Source organism: Lipingzhangella halophila, assembly GCF_014203805.1.
Classification (GTDB): domain Bacteria; phylum Actinomycetota; class Actinomycetes; order Streptosporangiales; family Streptosporangiaceae; genus Lipingzhangella; species Lipingzhangella halophila.
In genome coordinates this window covers 2,617,475-2,642,002 of the sequence record NZ_JACHJT010000001.1, presented here as the reverse complement: position 1 = coordinate 2,642,002, position 24,528 = coordinate 2,617,475, and the positions used below count along the sequence as shown (strand labels likewise).

Below are 24,528 nucleotides of genomic sequence, written 5' to 3'. Positions count from 1 at the left end.
CCCACCAAACTCCCCGAAAAACCCCCGACAAGAACGGTTCCGCAAAAAACAACGCCCGGGCGGAAACTCCGCCCGGGCGCAATCACCCAATCATCCGAACTCATTACCCAAAACGCGCGGCACGCCGCCCCAAAACCAGGAACACCAGCACAGCCAGGACACCCAGGCCCACCATCACCGACGTCATACTCATCAACGTCGCATCACCCGACGCGGTCAACCCCGCCAACGACGCCAACCCGCCGCCCATCGCGAACTGCATCGACCCCATCAACGCAGACGCCGTCCCCGCCACCGCCGGAACCTGCGATGACAGCGCCAACGTCGTCGCATTCGGCATAACGAACCCGACACCGAACATCATCACGAACAGCGTCGCGGTCAACGACACCAGACTCGCCGCACCCGACACCGCCAACGACAGCAACACCACCACCGCCAGCAGCGCCAAGCACAATCCCCCCGCCAGCCGCCGCGACGTCTCCATACGCCCAATAAGGAAACCGTTCACCTGCGTACCGCAGATCAGCCCCACCGTGTTGATCGCGAACATCACGCTGTACGCCTGCGCCGACGCACCGAACTCATCCTGGGAAACAAACGAAAAAGCAGAGATGTAGGTGAACATCATGGCGAACGTCAGCCCCAACGTCAGGGCCGGACCAACGAACCGCGCATCACGCACCAGCCGCCACACCGTCACCAACAACCCCGACACGCGCATCGCCTGCCGCTGCTCCCCCGGCAGCGTCTCCGGCAACCAGAAGAACACCACCACGAAGCTCAACGCCGAAACCGCACCCAGGACAACGAAGCACAACTGCCACGGCCCCACCAACAGCAACTGGCCACCCACGATCGGCCCCAACATCGGAGCCACCCCAATGACCAGCACCAGCCGCGAGAAGAACCGCGCCGCGTCATCACCAGAGAACAGATCCCGCACCACCGCACGCGAGATCACCGCCCCCGCAGCCCCAGCGACGCCCTGCACAAACCGCAACGCCACAAAAACACCCGCCGAGGGCACCAGGACACACAAGAACGACGCGATGGTGAACACAGCGACGCCCACCAGCATCGGCGTACGGCGCCCCAACCCGTCACTCAACGGCCCGATGATCAACTGACCGAGCGCCAGCCCGACCATCATCGCCGTCAACGTCAACTGGATCTGCGCCTCAGCCGCCCCCAGATCCGCCGCAATCTCCGGAAACGCTGGAAGATACAGGTCGGTCGCCAACGGCCCAGTGGCCGTCAACATTCCCAACACAAGAACCAGGAACGCCACCGAACGCCGGCTCCGCGGCCACACCTGATTCTCCGTCTCACCCACCGAACGCTCCGACGACGATAACCGGGCCTGTGACACGCGGACACCCCATTCGACTAGCGCAAGAAAACGCACGAGCACGGCGCACAAAAACCAGGCGCCAACAAAACCAACAGACCGCGCACCCGAACCCTTCCGCTCCGTCCACATTGCGAACGTGACGTGCCCAACACACCCAACCCCACGGGCACCCAGCCCAGAACAATCAGCACACCAGCAACCGCGCCAACCGCTCCATCTCCCCCGCGGGATCCAGCGTCAACCCCGAATGCACCGGCCCCGGCTGCACGACCGTACTCCGCGGCGCCGTCAACCAGCGAAACCGCCGCCCAGCATCAGCCACCGACGCGGCCCCCGCCCCGGCACCGCCCTGGCACACCGCCTGGACCCCCTCCAGCGCCCGCGAGACGCCATCGACGTCCACCCCGGAGTCGAGCGCCAGCAACCGGCCCGCATCCAGCACACACCGCGCCCCCAGGAACCCCTGCTCCCGGCAGTACACGATGACGCCGACATTCACCCGCTCACCACGCTCCGGCCGTGGCACCACCCGCACCAGCGAGTACTCGAACACCGCACGACTCACCCGGAAACCTCCGGCAACCACGACCGCCCAGCGACACGCGCCAGCAGGTAGCGCACGTAGGCCTCGCGCACCTCCCGCACAGACCCGAACCCGGGCTCGTCCGCCAGCCACTCATCAGGCACCAGCTCGACAACCTCGCCCACCACATCACCGGTGATCCGCGGCGACAGCTCCGCATCCGCCGCGCGCACATCAGGCCCCGCCGGCAACAGAACATGCCCGGTCGCGTCATAGGGCCGCCGCACCGCCGACTCGGCACCCTGCCAGTTGTGGTGGAAGATCAACGACGCACCATGGTCTATCAGGTAGGGCCGGCCGTGCCACACCAGCATGTTCGGGTTCCGCCACGTCCGGTCCACGTTGGTGATGTAGGCGTCGAACCACAGCACATGGCCCGCGAGTTCCGCGTCAATGTCGAAAGCCAGCGGATCGAACCCCAGCGCACCCGGCAGGTAGTCCATCCCCAGGTTCACGCCCCCGCTCGCCTTGAGCAGCTCCTGAACCTCCTCATCAGGCTCGCTGCGGCCGATCACCGAGTCGAACTCCACCAGGACCAGCTCCGGAACCGGTAGCCCCAACCTGCGCGCGATCTCCCCCGCGATCAACTCGGCGATCAGGGTCTTGCGTCCCTGGCCCGCCCCCAGGAACTTCACCACATACATCCCGAGGTCATCGGCCTCGACAAGGCCCGGAAGCGACCCTCCCTCGCGTAGCGGCAGCACGTACCGCGTCGCGACCACCTCTCTGACCATGCCGCTCAGCATAGACGCGCCCGCTTGGATAGGTTACGAACATGCCGTCCGAGGACCACACCTTCGTCGAACACGTCACCCACCACCTCGCCCGACTCAACGGAGTTACCGCCGTCAGCCTCGGCGGATCCCGCGCCACCGGCACCCACACCGCCACCAGCGACTGGGACTTCGCCGTCTACTACCGCCACCGATTCGATCCCGCCGAACTACGCGCCATCGGCTGGCCCGGCGAAGTCTCCGGCATCGGCGAATGGGGCGGCGGCGTCTTCAACGGCGGGGCCTGGCTCACCATCGACGGCCGCAAGGTCGACGTCCATTACCGCGATCTCGACGACGTCGAATTCCGGCTCGCCGAAGCCGAGAAAGGCCGCTTCGACGTCGAACAGCTCATGTTCCATCTCGCCGGTGTCCCCACCTACATCGTGGTCGCCGAGCTCGCCTGCAACGAAGTACTACACGGTGACCTTCCCAAACCCGGCTACCCCGAGGCCCTGCGCGACAACGCGCCCCTGCAGTGGTGGGCCCAGGCCCGCCTCACCCTGGACTACGCACGCGCCGCGCACGCCGAGCGCGGGCACCTCACCGACACCGCCGGGGCTATCGCCGTCGCCGCGACCCAAGCCGCCCACGGCGTGCTCGCCGCCCGGTCCACCTGGGTCACCAACGAGAAGCGGATTCTGCACGATGCCGGGCTTCGCGGGATCGACAGCATCCTGACCGGACTCGACACCGAACCCGCCACCCTCATGGCCGCGGTCGACGCTGCCTCCCAGCTCCTGGAGACAGCAGTCACCGAAGCACACGGAACCGCCGCGTGAGGCCCCGCCGATCCTGAGCCCTTCCGAACCTCCGGGCGCGCCCGGAGGTTCGGAAGGGCTCCCGCTCCCACCCGTGCGGGGGGTCTCCCTCGGCCCTCCTGGCCCCGAAGATCGGCTGATTCTCCGGGCAGCGCCCCTTACTCGTTGGTGCGGGACCTGAAAAATTGCGCGGCGTAGCCGCGCAAATGGTGGTTTTCTTGGAGAAGTGTCTTCTACAAACGCCTTTACAACGTAGATTTCTAAGGAATAAGCGAGGAGCGGAAACCTCTCTCCGGCTCCTCCTGGTGGGCGGCCCGAGCGAGACTGCCCGCCTGTTCGGCTACCTGGAAAGTGTCCTGGCCCCATGAGTGCGATCTACACCTCCCCGGCCGGCGAGCGCGAGCTCAACCGCCACTACCGCCGTGCCCTGGAGTCCTGGCCGGTGCCCGCCGACCACCTGCGCATCCCCACCGGCCAGGGCGAGACCTTCGTGCTGGCATGCGGACCTCAGGACGCTCCTCCGGTCCTGCTACTGCACGGCTCGGGCGCCAACGCCGCCGCCTGGAGCGCGGACATCACCGAACTGGTACGCCACGCACGCGTGTACGCTGTCGACGTCATCGGCGAGCCCGGACTGAGCGCCCCCTCGCGCCCACCCCTGGACTCCGACGCCCACGCACGATGGCTGAAGGAGGTCCTGGACGGGCTCGGACTCGCCAGCACCGCGGTCGTGGGGATGTCCTTCGGCGGCTGGCTGGCCCTGGACCTGGCCACCCGCTACCCGAAGCAGGTGCGGCGCTTGGGCCTGCTGTGCCCGGGCGGACTGGGCCGGCAGCGCACCGAGAAGATCCTCCTGAACATGGCGCTGCGCGTCTTCGGTGCCTGGGGCCGGCGCAGGTCCGTCCAGGCCATGACCGGACTCTCGGCAACCGAGGCCCACTCCACCCTGGAGTCGGTAGAGCGCACCTTCACCCACTTCCGGCCGCGCACCGAAGGGCTACCCCGCTTCTCCGACCAGGCTCTGGGCCGCCTGACCATGCCCGTGCTGGCGATCGTCGGCGAGCGCGACGCCATGTTCGACTCCCGCCAGAGCACCCGGCGCCTGCGGGCGCTGGTCCCCCACGCCACCGTGACCTTCCTCCCCGGCACCGGCCACGCCATCCTGGGCCAGGGTGCGACGATCGCGGCGTTCCTGGACGCCTGAGGCCACCGCCCCGGAGCGGAGCCGTATCTGTCCCCGTAAGCTCGGGCCCCTGCCGGTCACCGCTCACACGTCGAGCGACGCGTTCGGGTCGGGAGGTTCCGGAGTGGCCTGCAGGTCCAGGTCGACGCCGGCCGCGATGTCGCGCAGCGCCCGGACGTGCCGCTCGAAGGCACGCCGCCCTTCGGCAGTCAGCGACAACCACGTGCGCGGCCGGCGGCCGAGCGATGTCTTGGTGACCGCGACATAACCCGCTTTCTCCAACACCGAGACCTGCTTGGACAGGGCGGAGTCAGTGATCTCGACGGTGTCGCGGACGAACTTGAAGTCGGCCCTGGACGCAGCTGCCAGGGTGGCCACGATCGAGAACCGGACCGGCGCGTGGATGGCCTCATCCAGCCGTGCTCGCGCATGCGCCACTTACACCGCCTCCCGGGACCTCGCGAGGACAACGCAGGCGACGGCGAGCAGCGGAACCGCCGTGACCAGCGCACCAGGGACCCACCAGGCCGGCTGTGCGGGGAAGTACACCTGCCCGATGGTCAGCACGGCGGCGAAGACCACCCCCCACACCCCCATGCCCAGGCCGTGCATCCACCCGAAACCCGCCGGGGTGACGGGCTTGCTCAGGGCGTAGACCAGCAGTACAGCGAAGGACACCGCCCAGCCGACCATGAACGGCACGAACACCCAGGTCGCCCCGAGAAACCCGACCCCCAGGGTGAGCACCACGGACATTCCCGCGAAGACCGCCGCCCACCCCGCGTACCAGCGACCGCCACGGCGTACCCGCCTGTTGATCTCCTCAGCCGCGACAAGCCCGTCGAGCGCGTCTTCCCGATCCATCCCTTCTCCCTCCACTGACCTTGGTGTCCAAAGTGGCAAGTACTTTCCATTTTGGCAAGTATATGCAGAGAGGGAAACCCAGTGCCCTCAGCAGGGGATCGGACGTGTCCAACGGGAGCGGCGGACCCGGCGCGTTAGGCTTGGAGCACGCTGCTGGGCGAGCTCGGCAGGCCCAGCAGCGCCCGGGAAGGCTATGGTGATCCCCCTCAGATAACCCTCTCCACTCGGGTTGTATCGGTGGTGAGAGGGGCGCCGTCCTGGCCCTGGGGGCGGAGATCGGCGAGCGGTCGCCCATCGGCATCGGTGAGACGCGAGCGGGACTCGCCGTCGGCGAAGGCGTGGCGCTCTCCCCACTGCCTCAGCGCCACGATGGCGGTGAACAGGTCCTTCCCCGCCCCGGTCAGCTCATAGACGTGCCGCCTGCCGCTGGGCCTGGTACTCAGAATGCCGTGGTCGACAAGCTTGCGAAGCCGGTCGCTGAGGATGTTGCGGGCGATACCGAGCCGCTGGCGGAACTCCGTGAAGGACGCCGGGCCATCCATGGCGTCGCGCACGATGAGCAGAGTCCACCGGTCACCAACGAGATCGATCGTCCGAGCGACCGGGCATGTGGGATCGGTCCAGTCACGGCCGGATTCCGTGTCCGCCATCGAACCCCACCTCCTTTGGTTGCGTTTTGAAACCATTGTGCCCTAGCCTCCAATGGTTTCATTTTAAAACCAAATTGGAGTGTGGTGGTGATAGGAGTAACGAGTGCTCAGCGCATCGTCCTGGCCGTGGTGTGCGCCGTGGCGGTGTCCACGGTGTACGCGATCCAACCGGTGCTGGAAGCCGCGGGTGCCGAACTGGGCTTGGCTCCTGAGTCGCTGGGATGGCTGGCCGCCGCAGGTCAGTTCGGCTACTTCGCGGGTCTGATCCTGCTGGTCCCCCTCGGCGACATGGTGAACCGGCGGCGGCTCATCACCGGGCACCTGGTGTTCGTCGCCGCGGGTGCCGGGACCGCGGCCCTCGCCCCGAACGGCCCGATCGCGGTGGCAGGGCTGGCGACCGCTGGCTTCTTCGCTGTTGTGGTGCAGGTTGTAGTGGCCTACATCGCCGCCGTCTCCGTACCGAGCGAACGAGGGCGCAACATCGGTGTGGTCACGTCGGGAGTGGTGATCGGCATCCTCGGGGTCCGCGTCTTGGCGGGCACTCTGGGCGACACGATCGGCTGGCGTGCCATCTACCTCGTGCTCGCCCTGTTCTGCGCCGCGCTCGCCGTGGCCGTCCACATGGGCCTTCACCCGGACCCCAGAACGCCCCGGGGGCAGTACACGCAGGCGATCGGCACATTGGTCCGGCTAGCCGTCACGGACCGGCTGTTCCTCAGCCGAGGCCTCATCGCCTTCTTCCTCTTCGCGTCCTTCGGAACCCTCTGGAGCGGACTGGCCCTCCCGCTCGGCGCTGAACCGTGGTCGTTCGGCACTACCGAGATCGGCCTCTTCGGACTGGCAGGTCTTGCCGGAGCCCTCGGGGCTGCCCGCGCGGGAAGATGGGCCGACGGCGGTCATGCCCAGCCGATCAGCGGGTGGTCCCTGGCGATACTGGTCGCGTCTTGGCCACTCATCGCCCGGACAGAGCCGACCCTGTGGCTTCTCGTCATCGGCATCGTCCTGCTGGACTTCGCCGTCCAAGCCGTCCACGTCAGCAACCAGCACCTGCTGACCGCAGCGCACGCGAACCGCGCCAGTAGCGTCATCGGCGCCTACATGGCCTTCTACTCCCTGGGATCCGCCCTCGGAGCCGTCACCTCCACCTGGGCGTACACCACCTGGGGCTGGTGGGCCTCCTGCCTGACTGGCGCCTCATACGCCCTACTCGGACTCATCGCGTGGGCACATGATCGGTTCGGTGTGATCACACGCCCCAACGAGGCAGCTCCTCAGGGACGCGGATGACTTCCACTTGGCTCGGAGGCCGTGCAGGACCCCTCACGCTTCTCTTGGACGATGCCCCCGTTTCCCCAGAAAGCACCGAACTCCAGCGCGGCGGCGCTGAGTACCTCTGACACAATGCCGCGCGCTGACGGCTGAGGCGTATGCCTCGTGATCGGCGCGACACGGAGTACTGGGAGCGGGGATGGCAGAGGACAGCACGGTGGATCTCATTCGTCTTGCGGACGAGGAGACCAGTTTCCGGGTACGGATCCTGGGCCGTCACATGCCTGGGGTGCTGCCCTGGCACGACTTCCTCGACGCCGAGATCGTCGTGACAAGCGGGTTCGCCCAAGGGCACATGGGCGTGTGCTTGTCCCCGAACGACGTGGACCATTGGTCACGGGCTCTGGAGGCGCTCGCCGCCGGGCGGGACGTCTGCTGGATGGATGATGGGCGCAACCCTGAGATCCGCGTCGAACAGAGTGGCCAGAACGGGGTTCCATCAGTCGCGGTGGAGGACGTCGCCGGATCGGGAACGTCGGTCTGTGTCCTGGTGTGGCTGGCCGACGGATGGGCCGCTGAGCAGCACGAACACCTGCGGCGCGTTCGAGCGGCCTGGCCGTGGGAGGTTGTGGAGACATCCCCGGGTGTCTATGTGTGGCGGCGTTGAAAAATCCGCCTTTACGATGTAGATCTCCAGGGTTTCCCCGGTTCCCGCATCGCGGTCGGTCCCCTCCCGGGGGCATGCCGGGCCGCCGCGGGCCCGCGGTACTACAGCTCCGAAGGCCTGATCCGGAACACCTGAAGAAGGCGGTCGTAGTACTTGGTGGTCTCGCCGACCCACTCCATGCCCAGCCGGCGGGCGGCGGCGATCGCCCGGGTGTTGTCCGGGCGCGCCACGGCGAACAGCTCCTCGATGCCCTGGTCGAAGGCCCACCGGATGATGGCGCGGCTCGCCTCCGTCGCGTAGCCGTTGCCCCACTCGTCCGGGCGGATCTGCCAGCTCAGCTCGAAGTCCTCCTCATAGGGAGGGAGCAGCCGCAAGGAGAGCCCGCCGAGGAGCAAGCCGTCCTCGCGCCGGACGATCGCCCAGCGTCCCGCGGGCGCGACCAGGTTGGGCTGCGCCTCGACCCAGGCGTACAGCACCGACCGCATGGCCTGTACGTCCCGCACGACGTGGGGTTCCGGGGTCAACCACCGCGCGACGTCCTCGGCGCCGTAGATCGCCAGCGCCTCCTCGGCGTCATCGAGGGTCCAATCGCGTATCAGCAGACGCTCGGTTCGCACCTCACCCATAGCAACGAGCCTTTCCGAGGCGGACCTGGTTCAATCACCATGCGGATACCGAACAACACAAACGGGGGCCGCCCGGTTACCCGGACGGCCCCCGCGGCACGCGGCCAGAGTTACTTCAGGGTCTTAGATGACGCCCTGAACGTTCTCGGCCTGCGGGCCCTTGGGGCCCTGCGTGATGTCGAACTCAACGCGCTGGTTCTCTTCCAGGTTGCGGAAACCAGTCCCGTTGATGTTGCTGTAGTGCACGAACACGTCCGGCCCACCGGCGTCCTGGCTGATAAATCCGAAGCCTTTTTCGCCGTTGAACCACTTGACGGTTCCCTGCGCCATGCGAGATCTCCCCATTTCCGAAGATCGGTGCCAGAACCACACTCTGCGGTGTCTGGGGGTGCTGCGAACCTTCTCCGGAAACGAAAAACGCCCGCTGGTCAAAAACTCCGCGGGCGATCACATGCGATCAGGCGAAATCTAGACTGCAACCCACCCGTTAGGCTAGCACAAGCGCAACGGGCAGGCACAACGTCCGGCCGGGACCCCTCCTGCTCCCGAGCGGCGTCCGCCGGTCACGGCGGACCGCCCGCGGCCGGCGCCGGGGGCTCGCTACTGGGAAACGGAAGCCTCCCCTGGTCAAGGGATTGGATCAGGGTCGCTGCGCCGCCTCGGGCTGCCGCGCTGAGGCCCAGCGCCGACAGGTGCACGCGCTCCCCCTCTCCCGTTGGCGCGATCGCGTGCGCGCCCAGTTCCGCCTCGGCGGCGGGAACAAGCCACGGCCCCAAGGGGACGAAGTAGCCGCCGAGAATGACCGCGCGCGGGTCGAGCAGGTTCACCAGGATCGCGGCCCCACGCCCAAGCCACCCTCCGGCCTCCCGCAGGACGCCGCACACCTGTTGGTCACCGGACCGCGCGCGGTCGACCGTGGCCCCCACCGCCCGGGCGAGCGCGGCCCCACTCAACGGGCCGGCGCAGAGCAGGTCCGGCGCGGTACGGCGAAGGATCGCCTCGATTCCCGCGAGCGCTTCCAGGCACCCGCGACGACCGCACGCGCACGCGGGCCCGCCCGGGAGCAGGCACACGTGCCCGATCTCGCCGCCGAACCCGGATGCCCCGCGCAACGCGGCCCCGTTGGCCAGCATCCCGGCGCCGATACCGACCTCGCCCGTGATGTAGACGAGGTCCGCGGTACCGGCGAGGTGGCCATCCCGGTTCTCGGCCAGCACCGCCAGTGTCGCGTCGTTGTCCACGAGCACCGGGACCCCGCGCAGTGCCGGCGCGGCGATCGAGGCCGGCAGCGACGCGCCGAGGCCGACATCGCGCCACCCCAGGTTGGGAGCGTTGCGGACGGTTCCGGTCGGCGCGTCGACCAGGCCGGGCACGGCCACACCGACGCCGAGGATTCCGCGCCCGGCGAGCAACGGGTCGGCCAGGGCATCGGCGACCAGATCGGCCATCCGGGCGACGCTCGCCTCGGGCCCGGCCGAGCGGGCATCGAAGTCGACGTGCCTGCTGAACAGCTCGCGCCCGGCCAGGTTCAGCGCGACGAGCGTCAGGTAGTCGACGTTGACCTCAAGGCCCAGCGCGGCAGCGGAGTCCTCGTCGATTTCGAGCATGAGGCCGGGGCGGCCGATCTTGCGCACCGTGGCCGCGCCGCTCTCCCGCAGCAGGCGGTGCTCGATCAGCTCCGCGACGAGGCTGGACACGGTGGACTTGGTCAGTCCGGCGGCCGCGGCGATCTCGGCCCGCGAGCAGGGGGCGAGCCGGCGCACGGTGCGCAGCACCGCGCCGAGGTTGTTCGCGCGCACCGCGCGCTGCCCGGAGGGGCCCTCTGGACCGTCGGTCACCACGTTGGCACCCATGTCGTGCCCCTTCCGTCCTGTTCAACGCCAGCGTATTGACTTTAGTTCGTTCGGCGCCCAAACTAACTACCGCCACCTCGAATATGTCGTGCTCCCGGAGCCTGAAGTTGAACTCGTCGCGGCACCCGCAGAACCGGTTGGAGGCGACCCTCCTCCCCCATCGCACCTTCGCGGCACGCGCGACCGGCCGGGGCCGGTGGCCCTGCCCGGTCGCGGCGCACGGGAGCCGGGTGGCGGCCCCCGGTACTCCGCCCGAAACGCCCCCATCAGCCACATCCGGCCCCCTCGGGGCCGTCTGAGACCTTACGGAGCAGCATGACGCTTGTTGCCGGAGTCGACTCCTCCACGCAGGCCACGAAGATCACGGTGCGCCGGGCGGAGGACGGCGCACTGGTGCGCCAGGCGCAGGCCCCGCACGCCGACGGCACCGAGATCGATCCCGAGGTCTGGTGGCGGGCCCTGCTCACCGCGTCCGGGGACGGCCTCCTCGACGGGGTGTCGGCCATCGCCGTCGCCGCCCAGCAGCACGGCATGGTCGCCCTCGACGATTCGGGGGAGGTCGTGCGCCCCGCGTTGCTGTGGAACGACACCCGCTCGGCGCGGGCCGCAGCGGATCTCGTCACCGAGCTCGGCGGCCCCGATGCGTGGGCGCGCGCCGTCGGAAACGTCCCCGTCGCGAGCTTCACCATCAGCAAGCTCCGCTGGCTGGCCGAGCACGAGCCCCGCAACGCGGAGCGCGTGTCCCGCGTCCTGCTCCCCCACGACTGGCTCACCTGGCGGCTGACCGGACGCGCCGAGCCCGTGACCGACCGCGGGGACGCTTCCGGCACCGGCTACTACGCGCCGGCCGACGGTGACTACCGGCCCGACCTGCTCCGGATGGCCTTCGGCCGGGACCTGGGCCGGCCGCGGGTGGCCGCTCCGGCCGAGCGCCTGCGCGCGGTCCCCACCGAAGGGTTGCCGCCCATGGAGGCCGTCGCGGTCGGAACGGGCGACAACATGGGCGCGGCGCTGGGGCTGTCCGCCTTCCCCGGCGACGTTGTGGTCTCCATCGGCACATCGGGGACCGCCTTCACCGTCGCCGACTCCCCCAGCGCCGACCCCTCCGGCGTGGTCGCCGGGTTCGCTGACGCCACCGGCGCGTACCTGCCGCTGGTGTGCACGCTCAACGCCGCCCGCGTGCTCACCGCGGGCGCGGCGGCGCTGGGGGTCGGCCAGGACACCTTCGACGAGTTGGCGCTCGGCGCTCCGGCCGGGGCGGGCGGTCTTACGTTGCTGCCCTACCTCGATGGCGAGCGCACGCCGAACCTGCCCGACGCCACGGGCCGGCTCAGCGGGATGACCACCGACAACCTGACCCCCGGCCACCTGGCGCGCGCCTTTGTGGAGGGCATGCTGTGCGGGCTGGCCGACGCCATCGAGGCGCTCGCCGCCGAAGGGGTTCCGGTGCGTCGCGTCCTGCTGATCGGCGGCGGTGCGCGGTCGGCGGCCGTACGCGCCATCGCCCCGCAGGTGTTCGGCCGCCCGGTGGCGGTGCCCGCGGAGAGCGAGTACGTGGCCGACGGTGCCGCCCGGCAGGCGGCGTGGGCGCTGTCGGGCGCCACGGAACCGCCCACCTGGGCCGGGCTCGGTGAGCCCGAGGTGTACGACGCCGACCCGCTTCCGGCGATCCGGGACCAGTACGCCGCCGCCCGGTCGGCGCTTGCCGGCGGGACCCAATAAGCCCAGCACCACGCAAAGGAGGCCACGTATCGGCGCGCCGTATCCGTGTCGTCGGCGGGTGCCCGCGGCCACTGCCCGGCCGGCGTGCCGGCTGGCGAACGCCGCGGCCCGCCGGGCGGGCACGCGGACACGACGCGTCATCCGGGGGCGGCGCGCCCGACCGGAGCGCACCCGAGGACCGGCCCGGGTGCCGCTCGCACCACTCTGCCCGCCAGGAGTTTCGATCACGCCCCGGTTCGGGGTACCCACGGAGGAGATCCGATGAGCGACTACCGCCCCACTCCCAGCGACAAGTTCAGCTTCGGCCTGTGGACGGTGGGCTGGCAAGGCGTCAACACCTTTGGCGCCGCCGTGCGCCCGCCGCTCGATCCCGCCGACGCCGTGCGCCGGCTCGCCGACCTCGGTGCCTACGGAGTCACCTTCCACGACGAGGACCTCATCGCGCCCGGCAGCGACCGCAGCGCGCGCGACGCGGCCGTGAAGCGCTTCCGTTCCGCGCTGGACAGCAGCGGCCTTGTCGTTCCGATGGTCACCACGAACCTGTTCGGCCACCCCGTCTTCCGCGACGGCGGTTTCACCTCCAACCGCCGCGACGTCCGCCGTTACGCGCTCCGCAAGGTCATCCGCAACATCGACCTCGCGGCGGAGCTGGGCGCGCACACCTACGTCTTCTGGGGCGGCCAGGACGGCGCGGAGAGCGAGGCCGGAAAGAACGACCACGCCGCCCTGGAGCGGCTGCGCGAGGCCTACGACATCCTGTGCGGCTACGTCCGCGAGCAGGGGTACGACCTCCGGTTCGCGCTGGAGCCCAAGCCCAACGAACCGCGCGGCGACATCCTGCTCCCGACGGTGGGGCACGCGCTGGCGTTCATCAACGAACTCGCGCACCCCGAGATGGTGGGGGTCAACCCCGAGGTGGGCCACGAGCAGATGGCCGGGCTGAACGCCGCGCACAGCGTCGCGCAGGCCCTCTGGCACGGCAAGCTCTTCCACATCGACCTCAACGGGCAGCGCGGGGTGAAGTACGACCAGGACCTGCGGTTCGGCGCGGGCGACGTCAAGGAGGCGTTCTTCCTGGTCGACCTGTTGGAGAGCGCGGGCTACGACGGTCCGCGGCACTTCGACTTCAAGCCGCCGCGCACCGAGGACATGGACGGCGCGTGGGAGTCGGCCGCCGCGTGCATGCGCAACTACCTGATCCTGCGGGAGAAGGCCGCGGCGTTCCGGGCCGACCCGGAGGTCGCCGCCGCGCTGGAGGCCGCCGGGGTCGGTGAGCTCTCCCGGTCCACCCTCGGTTCCGGGGAGAGCGTGGCGGACCTGCTGGCCGAGGACCTCGATGTCGACCGGGCGGGCGAGCGCGGTTACCACATGGAGCGCCTCGACCAACTGGCTATGGACCACCTGTTCGGGGTGCGCTGAACGTCCGGGACACGGCGTGCGGGCTAGAGGGTGGACTCGCGCGCCGATCCGGGGACGACGTCCGCACGGCGTCCCCGGATCGGCGCGTATGGGCGCCCCTTCGTCGTGCGGCAGCTCCACCGTTGCGTGCGCGCGCATGAACCGGACGAGGGCATCCCACGGGCGCTCGGCCACCGGGGTGTCCGGTGGCCGAGCGCCCGGTGGTCGTCGGGTGCCGGCTCCGCTCGACCATCCCGCTATCCCGGCAGAACCCGGACTGACCCGCGATCGGCAGCGCGGCACCGGAGGTCGGGCTCAGCTCAGGACAGCCGCCCCACGTGGGCCAGCGCCTGGCGCAGCAGGACGTCCTGGCCTCCGCTCATCTCCTGCTGGACGCCGGAGCTGGCCGCCTCCTCCGGGGTGAGCCACACGAGTTCGAGGGTGTCCTTGCGGGGTTCGCAGTCGCCCGCTACCGGCACCACGTAGGCCATCGACACCGCGTGCTGCCGGGGGTCGTGGAAGGGAGTGGTCCCGGGGGTCGGGAAGAACTCGGCGATGGTGAACGGCTGCAAGGAGGCCGGGATGCGGGGCAGCGCCATGGGGCCGAGGTCCTTCTCCAGGTGGCGCAGCAGCGCGTCGCGGATGCGTTCGTGGTAGAGGACCCGGCCCGACACCACGGCGCGGCTGATGGTGCCGTCCGGGGCGACGCCCAGCAACAGGCCGACATGCGTCACGGTCCCGGAGTCGTCGACGCGCACCGGCACGGCATTGACGTAGAGGATCGGCATCCGGCCCCGGATCGTCTCCAGCTCCGTGGCCGTGAACCAGCCGGGGGTGCTGCCATCTGTCGTTTCCGTCATCCCGCCGTTCTACCGCATCGCGGTGGTCCCCGGAGTCAGGCCCCCGGGGCCAGCGGGCACAATGGCCCGGTTACGGCGTCGAACGAGGGGACAGCGAGCATGCCGACACCGCCACCCGCGTACCGGTCAGGGCCCGGCGAGGCACTGGACGTGGACCGCGACCGCTACGCGCGACTGGCCTCGCGCACCGCCGACCGGCAGCGGGTGGAGCAGTTCACCGTGCCCATCCGGTCCGGCCGCGCCTGGGAGGTCCCGGCGGGCCACCTGTGCCGCATCTCGACTCCTGAAGGGCCCCAGGTGGGCGATCTGAACATCTGGAGCCGGGACGACCCGCGCGAGCGGATGTGGGCGTCCCGCACCCGGCAACTGCAGGCCGCGCACGTCACCGTCTTCGACCGGCTGTGGTCCACGCTGCCGTTCCTGCGCCCCCTGGCGACGGTCACCGCCGACTCGCTCTCGTGGTACGGGCTCGACAGTGAGGGCGGCCGGGTGCACGACCTGCTGGGCAGCCGCTGCGACCCCTACGTCAACCGGATGCTCACGGGTGAGGACTTCGACTTCTGCTGCCACTCGAACCTGACCCGGGCGGTGCTGCCGTACGGGCTCACCGAGTTCGACGTGCACGACGTGCTCAACGTCTTCCAGTGCACCGGGCTGAACGACGACGATCGTTACTTCATGAAGGCCTCGCCCGCCGGGCCCGGCGACTACATCGAGTTCTTCGCCGAGATCGACCTGCTGATGGCGCTGTCGACGTGTCCGGGTGGCGACCTGTCAGTGGACCTGTGGGGCCCTGAGGCCGGCGACCCCCTTGAGGTCTGCCGGCCGCTGTCCGTGGAGGTGCTGCGTCCCCCGCAGGAGCTGCTGGCCGGGTGGCGCCCGCCGGAGCGGGCCGCCTACCGCGGGCTGCACGGGATCCGCCGCGCGGAGTGGCCCGGCACCACGGAGTAACACGCGGGGACCGTTCCCCGCTTGGCGGACTCCGGGCCGGCGGGGGCAGCAGCAACGGCACGCCGCGGACGCGGCGTGCCGCGCGATCGGCTTTTGTCCGGGCACCCGGTGGCTCCCGGCCGATGCCACCGGGTGCTCGACCGGGTCAGTCGCGCTCGCCGACCGGGAGCTCGGAGAGCCATTCCCTGGCGCGGCCCAGCACCGCGGGCGGCAGGGCGTGCCCGCCGGGGTGCTCGCGCAGCTCCACGTCGGCGCTCCGCTCGGTGAGCTGGGTGGCCAGCAGGCGCGCCTGGTCGATCGGGATCATCATGTCGGCCTCTCCGGCGGAGACGAACACCGATGTCCCCGCCAGGTCCACTCGCTCCGGCTCGCGCTCCTGCAAGGGCGCGCCCGCGGCGAACAGCGCGGCGCCGCGCAGCAGACCGGGACGCAGCAGCAGGGTTGCGGCCGCGATGTTGGCGCCGTTGGAGAAACCGACCGCGATCAGCCGGCCGCGGTCCAATCGGTAGCGGTCGGCGGCGGCCTCGACGAAGCCGGCGAGCTCGTGGGTGCGCTCGATGATGTCGTCAACGTCGTAGACGCCCTCCCGCAACCGGCGGAACCACCGGTTGGCTCCGTTCTCGTTGACCTTGCCGCGCGGCGACAGCAGGGCGGCCTTCGGATCCAGGGCGCGGCCCAGTCCGATCAGGTCGTGTTCGTCGGCGCCCGTGCCGTGCAGTAGCAGCAGGGTGGGCGCGGCCGGGTCGGAGGCGGGGTGGAACACGTGCTCGAAGTTCATGCTCAGGCTCCGGTCTTGACGGCGGGCAGTGCGCGCTCGATCTGGGCGCGGTTGGGCTCCAGCCACGGCGGCAGCCGCAGCGCGCGGCCGAGGTCCAGCAGCGGCTCGTCGTAGTCGAATCCGGGGCCGTCGGTGGCGATCTCCAGTAGCACGCCGCCCGGCTCGCGGAAGTAGATCGAGGTGAAGTAGGTGCGGTCGCGGACCTCTGTCACCCCGACACCGTCGCTGACCAGGCTCTCGCGCCAGTTCACCTGGGCCGTCTGGTCGGGCGCGCGGTAGGCCACGTGGTGCACGGTGCCCGCGGCGACCAGCCCGTTCGGCAGCGACCGGTCGGCGAGCACGTCCACGACCGTGCCCACGCCAGCGGCTTGGCCATCGGTGTGGAACCGGTATCGGTTGCCCTGCTCGGCGGCCAGCTCGAAGCCGAGCTTTCCGGCGAGCATGCCGGCGGTGCGCTCCAGGTCGTGCTCGGTCAGGGTGACGGCGCGGATGCCGCGGATCGCGTGCTCGGTGGGAACGTTCCCGTTGTCCCACGGTTCGGTGTCGTGCGTGTCCGCGCTCGCGACCAGTTCGATGACCAGTCCGTCGGGATCGCGCAGGGTGAGCACGTCCTCCTCGATGCGCTCGGTGGGGCGGCTCGCCCCGACCCCGAGACGGGCCAGATGGTCCTTCCACCAGCCGAGGGAACCCTCGGGCACCGAGAACGACGTGGTGGTGGCCTGGCCGGCGCCGAGCCGCCCCTTGGGAGCGTCGGGCCAGGGGAAGAAGGTCATGATCGTCCCCGGGTTGCCCGCTCGGTCGCCGTAGTAGAAGTGGTAGGTGTCCGGGGCATCGAAGTTGACGGTGCGCTTGACCATCCGCATGCCCAGGGCGTTGAGGTAGAAGTCGGCGTTGGCCTGTGGATCGGTGGCGATCGCCGTGACGTGGTGGATGCCTGCCGGCCGCACGTCCGTCATTGGTCACCTTCTCTGCTTCGGAGCTGGTCCAACCCGGAAAACAGTTGAATTATAAACTAAATTCCGAGCGGCCTCGGCACCCGCACGGCACCCGATGTGTGCGTCCCCGCCCGCGGGGACCGGCTCAGTTCACCTCGTCGACGTTGTTGCCCAGGTCGTGTTCGGCGAAGTACTGGTCGAGCGTGCCGTTGTCCAGCGCCGTGAACAGCTTGCCGGTGCGCTCCTCGTCGAGGCGGGCGACGTTGCGCGACCCGACCCAGTCGGTTCGGGCCACGGGCAGGCTCGTGTAGCTGATCCGTTCCGGGCCGGCGGCAGCGAGGCGTTCGGCCAGGCCGCGCAGGGTCGCCAGGGTCACCTCGTCGTCCACGGCCAGCGACTCACTGGCGATCCGCAGCAGGTGGTCGAGTTGTCCGGGGTCCCGCAGCAGCTCCTGGCTCCTCGCCTTCTCCCCGACGGCGTTGAGGACCGCCTGCTGGCGCCGCATCCGGTCGGTGGTTCCCTCGGGCAGGCCCTTGCGCTCGCGGACGAAGCGCAGCGCCTCCTCGCCGTCCATGTGCTGCCGTCCTGCGGACCAGGACCACTCGTTGCTCGGGTCGGACACGTCCCGCTTGACGTCCACCTCCACGCCGCCGAGGGCGTCGATGCTCCGTTCGAACCCGTGGAAGTCGAGGATGGCCACGTGGTCGACGCGGACTCCGCTCAGTTCCTCCACGGTCTGGGTGAGCAGACCCGGACCGCCCTTCTCCAGGGCGGTGCTGATCTTGCCGTCATCGTGCCCCTCGATCGGCACGTAAGAGTCCCGCGGGATCGAGACAACGTAGCCGCGCTGCTCGTCCTCGGGCATATGGAGGAGCATGATGGCATCCGCCCGCGCCTCCTCGGGCGACTGCTCCTCCTCCGCTCGCTCACCGCGCCAGTCGGAGCCGACGAGCAGCCAGTTCTGTCCCGGAGCGGCGCGCGGGCGGCCCTGCTCCTCGGGCATCGCGTCGTCTATGCGCGCGATCTCCCGGTCGTAGAGGTTCAGCCGCCAGGAGGCGGCCCCGACGACCGCGGCCAGCACTACTGCGAGCGCGAGGAGGACGCGCAGTACGACCCGGGCACGTGATCTCCGCCGTTGCACCATGGCCGGTTCCCGCTATCTCCGATGTGCTCTTGGGGGGAACCTTTCCCATTGCGCGCGTTCCGGCACATCCCCTGGTGAGCGCCGGGACTACCCAGCGGCAACGCGGTGACCTGCCCATTCGCCCGAAGGCAACAACACGGCAGCAATGTTGGGCAAGATCTTGACTATGGTCGCGAAAATGCATAAGTTCGCGTAAAGTCCTTATTGTGGTGACCCAGGCCACACGCATCCCGCGGCCGGGCAACACGACTTTACTTCTCGGCACCGCACGCCCGGCTGGCGCACCCCAGCGAGCACGGTCGCCAGTTCCGCGCAACACCAGGACCCACTTCCCACAGAGGAGAACACCGTGCGCAGGTCAACTCCGTTACTCGCAGGTATCACACTCGTCATGGCGGTAACCGCCTGCGACTCCGGTGGCGGCGGTAGCGACGAACCGATCAAGGTCGGCTACATCACCCCGCTCACCGGAGATTACTCGCCTCTCGGCACCGACAACGAGAAGGCCGTTGAGTACGCCATCGACGAGGTCAACTCCAACGGCGGCGTGCTCGGCCGCGAGATCGAGTTGATCACCAAGGACGACCAGAGCGACCCCGACGAGGCGATCCTGGGCTTCAACGAGATCATGAACGAGGAGCCGGCGGCCATCATCGGCTCGGCGTTCTCCAACAGCGCGATGGCCCTGCTGGAACAGGTGGAGCGGGAGCAGGTGCCCTACATCTCCCCCACCCCCGCCGACGAGCAGGTCGACCCGGTGCGCGACCACGTGTTCGTGGTGCCGGCCATCGCCGGAACCTACGCCGAACGGGCCATGCAGTACCTCAGCGAGGAGGGCATGACCGACGTCGCCGTGGCGTACTCCGAGACCTCCTACGGCCTCGCCGGCTACGAATCCATGGAGGAGAACGCGGAGGAGCACGGGATCAACCTGGTCGTGGAGGAGGAGTTCGAGCAGGACACCACCGACTTCGCGCACATCACCTCCGAGATCGAGTCGGCCAGCCCGGACGCCACGATCACCTGGGCCACCGGCCCGCCCGGAGTGGCCCTCACCCAGCAGTACGCCGACGCGGAGCTCGACACGCCACTGATGATGACGGGCTCGCAGGCCAGCCACCTCTGGACGGAGCCCGCTGGCGAGGCCGCCGAGGGTGTGACCGTGCTCAGCTCCATCGGCGTGGTCGGCGAGTACCTGCCCGCGGGCCAGCAGAAGGAGGTCATCCAGGACCTCACCGAAGGCTACGAGGAGCAGCACGGCCAGGGGCCGCCGCAGTTCGCCCAGGACGGCTACTCCGCGGCCCAGTTGCTCATCGCGGCGATCGAGGAAGCCGAGAGCGCCGAGCCCGCCGACATCCGCGACTCCCTGGAGAGCCTCTCCCTGACCACGCCCAACGGCACCTTCGAGTACAGCGAGGACGACCACGCCGGCCTGGACGCTGAGGCCGTCTCGGTCAACGTCGTCGAAGACGGCGAGTTCGTGCCCACCGACTGGGCCATCGAGCGCTTCGACGACGCCTACGGGGAAGAATAGTAATGCTGCGTGTGCAGGGGCTGGCACGCTCCTTCGGCGGTGTCTACGCCGTCCGCGACGTCAGTCTCGACGTCGCGGACGGCGAGACCCGGGGGATCATCGGCCCGAACGGCGCCGGCAAGTCCACCCTGTTCAACCTGATCAGCGGACACCTGGCGGCCGACAGTGGAAGTACGGAGCTGGCGGGCAGCCGGATCGACAAGCTGCCCCCGCACCGCCGGGCCAAGCGGGGCGTCTCCATCGTGTTCCAGGCCGCGCGGATCTTTAGGCACATGACGGTCCGGGAGAACGTCATGGTCGGGGCGCACCTGCGGGCTGGTGCCGGCTTCCCCGCCGCCATCCTGCGGCTTCCGTCCCACTTCGCGACCGAGCGCATGGTCCGGGAGCTCGCCGAGGACGCCCTGGACCGGGTGGGGCTGCTCGCCTGGGCCGACAGCAACGCGGAGTCGCTGCCGCTCGGCCAGCAGCGCGCCATGCAGGTGGCGCGGGCGATCTGCGCGGGACCGCGGCTGCTGCTGCTGGACGAGCCCGCTTCAGGGCTGCGCGCCCAGGAGCGGGAGCAGCTCGCACGGGTCATCGAGGAGCTCAAGGCGACCGGCGTCACCACCATGCTGATCGAGCACGACGTCGCGTTCGTGTCCCGGCTCGCAGACCGGGTCACGGTCCTCGACCTCGGTTCGGTGATCGCCGAGGGCACCCCGGCCGAGGTCCGGGCCGACCCCAAGGTGGTCACCGCCTATCTGGGAGCGGAGGCAGCGTGACATGCGTGATGTAGCGGAGGCCGCAGTGAACAGTCCGCCCAGCGGGCCGCCGGACCACAGCGTCATCGAGGTGGACGACCTCGTCGTGCGGTACGGAGCGGCGACCGCTCTGCAGGGCGTCTCGCTCTCTGTGGGTGCCGGCGAGATGGTCGCACTGGTCGGCCCGAACGGCGCCGGCAAGTCCACCCTGGTGGACACGCTGTCCGGGGTCGTCCGGCCCGCGTCCGGCACCGCCCGCGTCAACGGGCGGCTCGCCCACGTCCCCGAAGGGCGCCAGCTCTTCGGGGAGCTGTCGGTCGAGGACAACCTGCTCATCGGCGCCTGGGGACAGCGCGACCGCGACCCCGGGCCCGTCTACGAGGTGCTGCCGGATCTGCGCGGATTCGCCGGCCGCAAGGCGGCGGCACTATCGGGCGGCCAGCAGCAGATGGTGGCGATCGGCCGGGCGCTCATGGCCCGGCCCGATGTCATCGCTGTTGACGAGCTCTCACTCGGGCTCGCCCCCAAGGTCGTCTCGGACCTGGCCGCGCACCTGCACACCCTCAACAGCGAGCGCGGAATGGCGGTGCTGCTCATCGAGCAGAACGCCAGGCTGGCGTTCGAGATGTGCTCCCGTGCCTACGTGCTGGAGGCCGGGCGCATGGTCGTCACGGGGTCGTGTGCGGAGCTGGCTCGCAGCAACGAGGTCGCCCGCGCGTACCTGGGTGGCGGCACCGGAGACGAGCTTTGAGCGCGCACCGGACCCGCACCGCCCCCACAGCGCCGCGCGAGCGCGCAGCGGTGCGGCCCGAGCACGCAACCGGGAGGAGCGCATGACCCAGTTCCTGATGTTCCTGATCAACGGGATCGCGATCGGCTGCGGCTTCGCCCTGGTCGGCAGCGGGCTGGTCGCGGTCTACCGGATCACCGGCGTGGTCAACTTCGCGCAGGGCATGTTCGCCGTCGTCGCGGCACTCAGCGCCACCTCGTTCGTCGCCATGGGCATCTGGCACGGCCTAGCCGAGCTCATCGCGATCTCGGTGGGCGGGCTCGCCGGCCTCATCACCGGCGTCATCGCTGTCGGCAAGCGCGGCACCCAGCCACTGACCGCCCTGCTCGTCACCCTGGCCGTGGGTTTTCTGGCCTACGCGGTCGAGGTGCTGGTGTGGGGGGACCATCCCAGGTCACTGCCGGGCCTCAGCGGCCGGATCGACCTGCTGGGTGTTCCGGTGCAGCGCCAGTACCTGCTGGTGATCGCGGTCACCGCGGTCGTCTTCGTGCTGCTGTGGCTGTTCTTCGCCCGCACCTACCTCGGCAAGGTGCTGACGGCGTGCGCGTCCAACCCCTACGCCGCCCGGGTGGTGGGGATCGACGTGACCCGCATGGCGTTCATCGCCTTCGCGCTGGGCGGGGTGCTCGGCGGCATCGCGGGGGTGCTTATCGCACCGTTGCGGCCCATCTCGTTCGACACCGACGTGAGCCTCATCGTCGGGGGCTTCGCGGCGGCCATCTTCGGCGGGCTCACCCGGCCGATGATGGCCCTGCTGGGCGGGGTGCTCCTGGGCATCACCGAGACGATGATCCGGGCCTACGGCAACGCGTCGTTCGCGACGATGGGCGCCCTGGTGTTCCTGCTCGTGATCATGATCTGGCAGGCCGCTCGCCGCCCGACGGTGCACAAGGAGTCGGTGTGAGCAGATGGGAACGCCGCAACGACACATCGTCCGACCGGCCCACAACGGGCCGACGGGAACGGCGGCGCCACGCGCCGCGCACACGAGCCGGAGGTCGCCAATGAGAACCCCTCTGCCGGTCCTCGTGGGCATCGCCGCGACAGCGGTGGTCAGCCTCGTGCTGCCCTTCGTACTGGACCGCGGCGGGCTCGCGCTCTACATCGACGTCGCGCTTACCGCGTGCGTCGTGGTCGGCATCTCGCTGCTCATGGGCTTCGCCGGCCAGGTCTCCCTCGGCCAGGCGGTGTTCTTCGCGGTCGGCGGGTACACAGCGGCGATGCTGGTGCTCAGCGACGTGCCGGCGCTGGTCGGCCTGGTGGTGGCGCCGCTCGCCGCAGGGGTGCTCGCGCTGCTGCTGGGCATCCCGCTGCTGCGGCTGCACGGCCACCACCTGGCGTTCGCCACGATCGCCATGCATCTGATCTTCCTGGTGGTCGTGCGGCAGTTCGACTCCCTTGGCGGCAGTGTCGGCCTCATGGGCATTCCGGCCCTCAGTGTGGGCTCGGTCGACCTCGCCGACCACCAGAGCATGGCCCTGGTGAGCTTGGGCGTGCTCGCCCTGGTAATGCTGGTCGCGCACAACGTCGTGGCCTCGCGGCCCGGGCGCGCGCTGCGGGCACTGGCCACCAGCGAGACCGCGGCGGAGTCGGCGGGGGTCCCGGTCGGGCGCTACAAACTCCTGGTGTTCGCGCTCTCCGGCGCGTTCGCCGGGCTGGCGGGCGGCGTGTGGGCGTACTACGTCGGCTACCTCTCGCCCGGGATGTTCCCGGTGTCGATGTCGATCACGTTCGTCGTCATGGCCGCCGTGGGCGGCATGGGGTCGATCTGGGGAGCGCTGTTCGGCACCGTCCTGGTCAAGGTCATCGTGTCCTACCTCGGGACACTCGGCACCGCCAGCGGCATGCCCGACTACGCGCCCGCCGTCCTGAGCTACGCCGTCTACGGGCTCCTGCTCATCGGCGTGCTGCTGTTCCTGCCCCACGGCGTGGTACCTGAGCTGCGCGACCGGACCGCCCGGTGGTTCGGCCGCGGGCGCCCCGCGCCGAGCGCCGGGGACACGCAGAACGGCCCCGAGCCGGACGCCGCGGCGGCCGAACCGGAGCCCAGCCGGCCGGCCGCCCGGCCGTAGCCGGCCGGCGCCCCCCTCTGGCCGGGGGAGAGGATCCCCCTGCTCCCCCGGCCACCCCGCAGTGAGGGAGGCGGTCAAGCACTCCGAGAAACCATCCCTAGTCCGCCTCCTCGTCCCGGGTGTCGGCGGGGACGACGTCGAGGATCTCGTCGGCGATCCGGCGCGCCGGGCCGATGTAGGTGGCGTAGAGCTCCTCCACCAGTTTCTGCGCGCGCACCGCCGGCCAGTCCGCGGGCAGGTGTGCCAGGGGAAGCCGGGGGTCAGCGCGGACGTTGCGCAGCCACTCGGTCATCAGCAGCAGGAGCCGCGCGAGGTCGTCGGGGGCCTCGGGCAGTGGGTGCGGCACGTCCCAGCGCTGCAGGAACCGGGTGTAGTTGCCGGCCAGTTCGTCGAGGTCGTAGGCGTCGGCGATGATCTGCGGGGTCTCGGTGGGCGGCCCCAACTGGGCGTGGAAGACGCGCGCGTAGGCGTCGATGCCGAGCTCCTCGACGGTCGCGGTGACGTCCACCCGCGACGGTGCGATCCACAGTCCGCTCTGCAGCGGCCCGAACCCGGACCACACCAGGCGGGAGCGCAGGTCGTGCCGGAGGCGCTGCCAGGACTCCGGCAGTGAGAACGCCAGCAGCGTCCACGGGCCGTCCTTCTCCAGGTTGATCACGCCGGTCTCCCAGATGCGCCGCTCGCCGTCAGCGAGGATCTGCGCACTGTGCGGGGTGAGTCCGAAGTAGACCCGGCGCCCGTGGCGCTGCCTGCTGAGCAGTCCGCGGCGGGCCATGCGGCTCAGGGTGGAGCGCACCGCCTGCTCGGAGACCCCCAGCCGGGCGAAGACGTCGATGAAACTCCCGGAGAACACGCTGACGTTGCGCCGCAGGACGAAGTTGCCCAGGAAAGTGAGCATCAGCGACTGCGGGCGCTCCCTCAGGCCGACGTCGGGCAGCCCGCGCGCCGCTCCGCCCTCCTCACCTGGTTGTTGCGTCATGCGCCCTCCTTTCCGGCCACAGCGTAGTGCGACCTTGGCCCC

Annotated in this window: 26 protein-coding genes; 12 read left to right on the top strand and 14 right to left on the bottom strand. The window is 69.9% G+C overall.

Annotated elements, in window-relative coordinates:
• Positions 1-103 precede the first annotated feature (103 nt).
• From F4561_RS12000 to F4561_RS11990, 3 genes are all read right to left on the bottom strand, one after another.
• A complete protein-coding gene (locus tag F4561_RS12000) occupies positions 104-1,336 on the bottom strand; it encodes a multidrug effflux MFS transporter (protein ID WP_312885226.1) in 1,233 nt (410 codons plus the stop codon).
• Positions 1,337-1,538: 202 nt separating this feature from the next.
• Positions 1,539-1,919, bottom strand: a complete 381-nt coding sequence (locus tag F4561_RS11995; protein WP_184578111.1) for a DUF3037 domain-containing protein — start codon at positions 1,917-1,919, stop codon at positions 1,539-1,541.
• A complete protein-coding gene (locus tag F4561_RS11990) occupies positions 1,916-2,683 on the bottom strand; it encodes a HipA family kinase (protein WP_184578110.1) in 768 nt (255 codons plus the stop codon). The genes F4561_RS11995 and F4561_RS11990 overlap by 4 nt, the downstream gene beginning before the upstream one ends.
• A 29-nt stretch (positions 2,684-2,712) precedes the next feature.
• Here F4561_RS11990 and F4561_RS11985 point away from each other — a divergent pair, with 29 nt between their 5' ends.
• Together F4561_RS11985 and F4561_RS11980 are read left to right on the top strand one after the other, a co-directional pair.
• Positions 2,713-3,492 (top strand): nucleotidyltransferase domain-containing protein, encoded by a 780-nt coding sequence (locus F4561_RS11985; RefSeq protein ID WP_184578108.1) that lies wholly within the window; start codon positions 2,713-2,715, stop codon positions 3,490-3,492.
• 343 nt (positions 3,493-3,835) lie between these two features.
• Positions 3,836-4,675 carry an alpha/beta fold hydrolase gene (locus F4561_RS11980; protein WP_184578105.1) on the top strand — a complete coding sequence of 280 codons (840 nt, stop codon included), beginning with the start codon at positions 3,836-3,838 and terminating at the stop codon, positions 4,673-4,675.
• Between the two features lie 63 nt (positions 4,676-4,738).
• Here F4561_RS11980 and F4561_RS11975 read toward each other — a convergent pair whose 3' ends face one another.
• The 3 genes from F4561_RS11975 to F4561_RS11965 form a co-directional block, all read right to left on the bottom strand.
• Entirely contained in the window at positions 4,739-5,092 is a 354-nt protein-coding gene (locus F4561_RS11975) for a winged helix-turn-helix domain-containing protein (protein ID WP_184578103.1), read from the bottom strand.
• Complete coding sequence (locus F4561_RS11970) at positions 5,093-5,518, bottom strand: hypothetical protein (RefSeq protein WP_184578100.1); 426 nt, start codon at positions 5,516-5,518, stop codon at positions 5,093-5,095.
• Between the two features lie 206 nt (positions 5,519-5,724).
• Positions 5,725-6,168, bottom strand: coding sequence for a winged helix-turn-helix transcriptional regulator (locus F4561_RS11965; RefSeq protein ID WP_184578097.1), 444 nt, complete (start codon positions 6,166-6,168; stop codon positions 5,725-5,727).
• 87 nt (positions 6,169-6,255) lie between these two features.
• On the opposite strand from F4561_RS11965, the gene F4561_RS11960 reads away from it, so the two are divergent.
• On the top strand, positions 6,256-7,455 hold the full coding sequence (locus F4561_RS11960; protein WP_312885225.1) for an MFS transporter: 1,200 nt from the start codon (positions 6,256-6,258) through the stop codon (positions 7,453-7,455).
• A gap of 181 nt (positions 7,456-7,636) precedes the next feature.
• Complete coding sequence (locus tag F4561_RS11955; protein ID WP_184578092.1) at positions 7,637-8,104, top strand: DUF5959 family protein; 468 nt, start codon at positions 7,637-7,639, stop codon at positions 8,102-8,104.
• A 101-nt stretch (positions 8,105-8,205) separates the two neighbouring features.
• Here the strand turns inward: F4561_RS11955 and F4561_RS11950 are convergent, their stop codons facing one another.
• The 3 genes from F4561_RS11950 to F4561_RS11940 all read right to left on the bottom strand — a co-directional run bounded on the left by F4561_RS11950 (position 8,206) and on the right by F4561_RS11940 (position 10,583).
• Complete coding sequence (locus F4561_RS11950) at positions 8,206-8,730, bottom strand: GNAT family N-acetyltransferase (RefSeq protein WP_184578089.1); 525 nt, start codon at positions 8,728-8,730, stop codon at positions 8,206-8,208.
• Positions 8,731-8,853: 123 nt separating this feature from the next.
• Positions 8,854-9,060: a cold-shock protein gene (locus F4561_RS11945; RefSeq protein ID WP_184578086.1), complete on the bottom strand. Its 207-nt coding sequence runs from the start codon at positions 9,058-9,060 to the stop codon at positions 8,854-8,856.
• Positions 9,061-9,293: 233 nt separating this feature from the next.
• A complete protein-coding gene (locus F4561_RS11940) occupies positions 9,294-10,583 on the bottom strand; it encodes an ROK family transcriptional regulator (protein WP_184578083.1) in 1,290 nt (429 codons plus the stop codon).
• Positions 10,584-10,898: 315 nt separating this feature from the next.
• Here F4561_RS11940 and xylB point away from each other — a divergent pair, with 315 nt between their 5' ends.
• Complete coding sequence (gene xylB / locus F4561_RS11935) at positions 10,899-12,305, top strand: xylulokinase (protein WP_184578080.1); 1,407 nt, start codon at positions 10,899-10,901, stop codon at positions 12,303-12,305.
• Between the two features lie 261 nt (positions 12,306-12,566).
• A complete protein-coding gene (gene xylA / locus F4561_RS11930) occupies positions 12,567-13,724 on the top strand; it encodes a xylose isomerase (RefSeq protein ID WP_184578077.1) in 1,158 nt (385 codons plus the stop codon).
• Positions 13,725-14,023: 299 nt separating this feature from the next.
• Here the strand turns inward: xylA and F4561_RS11925 are convergent, their stop codons facing one another.
• Complete coding sequence (locus F4561_RS11925; protein ID WP_184578074.1) at positions 14,024-14,563, bottom strand: NUDIX hydrolase family protein; 540 nt, start codon at positions 14,561-14,563, stop codon at positions 14,024-14,026.
• A gap of 99 nt (positions 14,564-14,662) precedes the next feature.
• Between F4561_RS11925 and F4561_RS11920 the strand changes: the two genes are divergently transcribed.
• Positions 14,663-15,514: an urea carboxylase-associated family protein gene (locus F4561_RS11920; protein ID WP_184578054.1), complete on the top strand. Its 852-nt coding sequence runs from the start codon at positions 14,663-14,665 to the stop codon at positions 15,512-15,514.
• Positions 15,515-15,659: 145 nt separating this feature from the next.
• Here F4561_RS11920 and F4561_RS11915 read toward each other — a convergent pair whose 3' ends face one another.
• From F4561_RS11915 to F4561_RS11905, 3 genes are all read right to left on the bottom strand, one after another.
• Positions 15,660-16,292 (bottom strand): alpha/beta hydrolase, encoded by a 633-nt coding sequence (locus tag F4561_RS11915; protein WP_184578052.1) that lies wholly within the window; start codon positions 16,290-16,292, stop codon positions 15,660-15,662.
• 2 nt (positions 16,293-16,294) lie between these two features.
• A complete protein-coding gene (locus tag F4561_RS11910) occupies positions 16,295-17,248 on the bottom strand; it encodes a ring-cleaving dioxygenase (RefSeq protein ID WP_184578049.1) in 954 nt (317 codons plus the stop codon).
• A gap of 124 nt (positions 17,249-17,372) precedes the next feature.
• Positions 17,373-18,371, bottom strand: coding sequence for an LCP family protein (locus F4561_RS11905; RefSeq protein WP_184578047.1), 999 nt, complete (start codon positions 18,369-18,371; stop codon positions 17,373-17,375).
• Between the two features lie 391 nt (positions 18,372-18,762).
• Between F4561_RS11905 and F4561_RS11900 the strand changes: the two genes are divergently transcribed.
• The 5 genes from F4561_RS11900 to F4561_RS11880 all read left to right on the top strand — a co-directional run bounded on the left by F4561_RS11900 (position 18,763) and on the right by F4561_RS11880 (position 23,507).
• Entirely contained in the window at positions 18,763-19,905 is a 1,143-nt protein-coding gene (locus tag F4561_RS11900) for an ABC transporter substrate-binding protein (RefSeq protein ID WP_221445461.1), read from the top strand.
• A 2-nt stretch (positions 19,906-19,907) separates the two neighbouring features.
• On the top strand, positions 19,908-20,666 hold the full coding sequence (locus tag F4561_RS11895) for an ABC transporter ATP-binding protein (RefSeq protein WP_184578041.1): 759 nt from the start codon (positions 19,908-19,910) through the stop codon (positions 20,664-20,666).
• Between the two features lies 1 nt (position 20,667).
• Complete coding sequence (locus F4561_RS11890; RefSeq protein ID WP_184578038.1) at positions 20,668-21,396, top strand: ABC transporter ATP-binding protein; 729 nt, start codon at positions 20,668-20,670, stop codon at positions 21,394-21,396.
• An 82-nt stretch (positions 21,397-21,478) separates the two neighbouring features.
• Positions 21,479-22,339, top strand: coding sequence for a branched-chain amino acid ABC transporter permease (locus F4561_RS11885; RefSeq protein WP_184578036.1), 861 nt, complete (start codon positions 21,479-21,481; stop codon positions 22,337-22,339).
• A 100-nt stretch (positions 22,340-22,439) separates the two neighbouring features.
• Positions 22,440-23,507, top strand: a complete 1,068-nt coding sequence (locus F4561_RS11880) for a branched-chain amino acid ABC transporter permease (protein ID WP_184578033.1) — start codon at positions 22,440-22,442, stop codon at positions 23,505-23,507.
• 97 nt (positions 23,508-23,604) lie between these two features.
• Here F4561_RS11880 and F4561_RS11875 read toward each other — a convergent pair whose 3' ends face one another.
• Positions 23,605-24,486, bottom strand: a complete 882-nt coding sequence (locus tag F4561_RS11875; RefSeq protein WP_184578029.1) for a PaaX family transcriptional regulator — start codon at positions 24,484-24,486, stop codon at positions 23,605-23,607.
• Between the last annotated feature and the right edge of the window lie 42 nt (positions 24,487-24,528).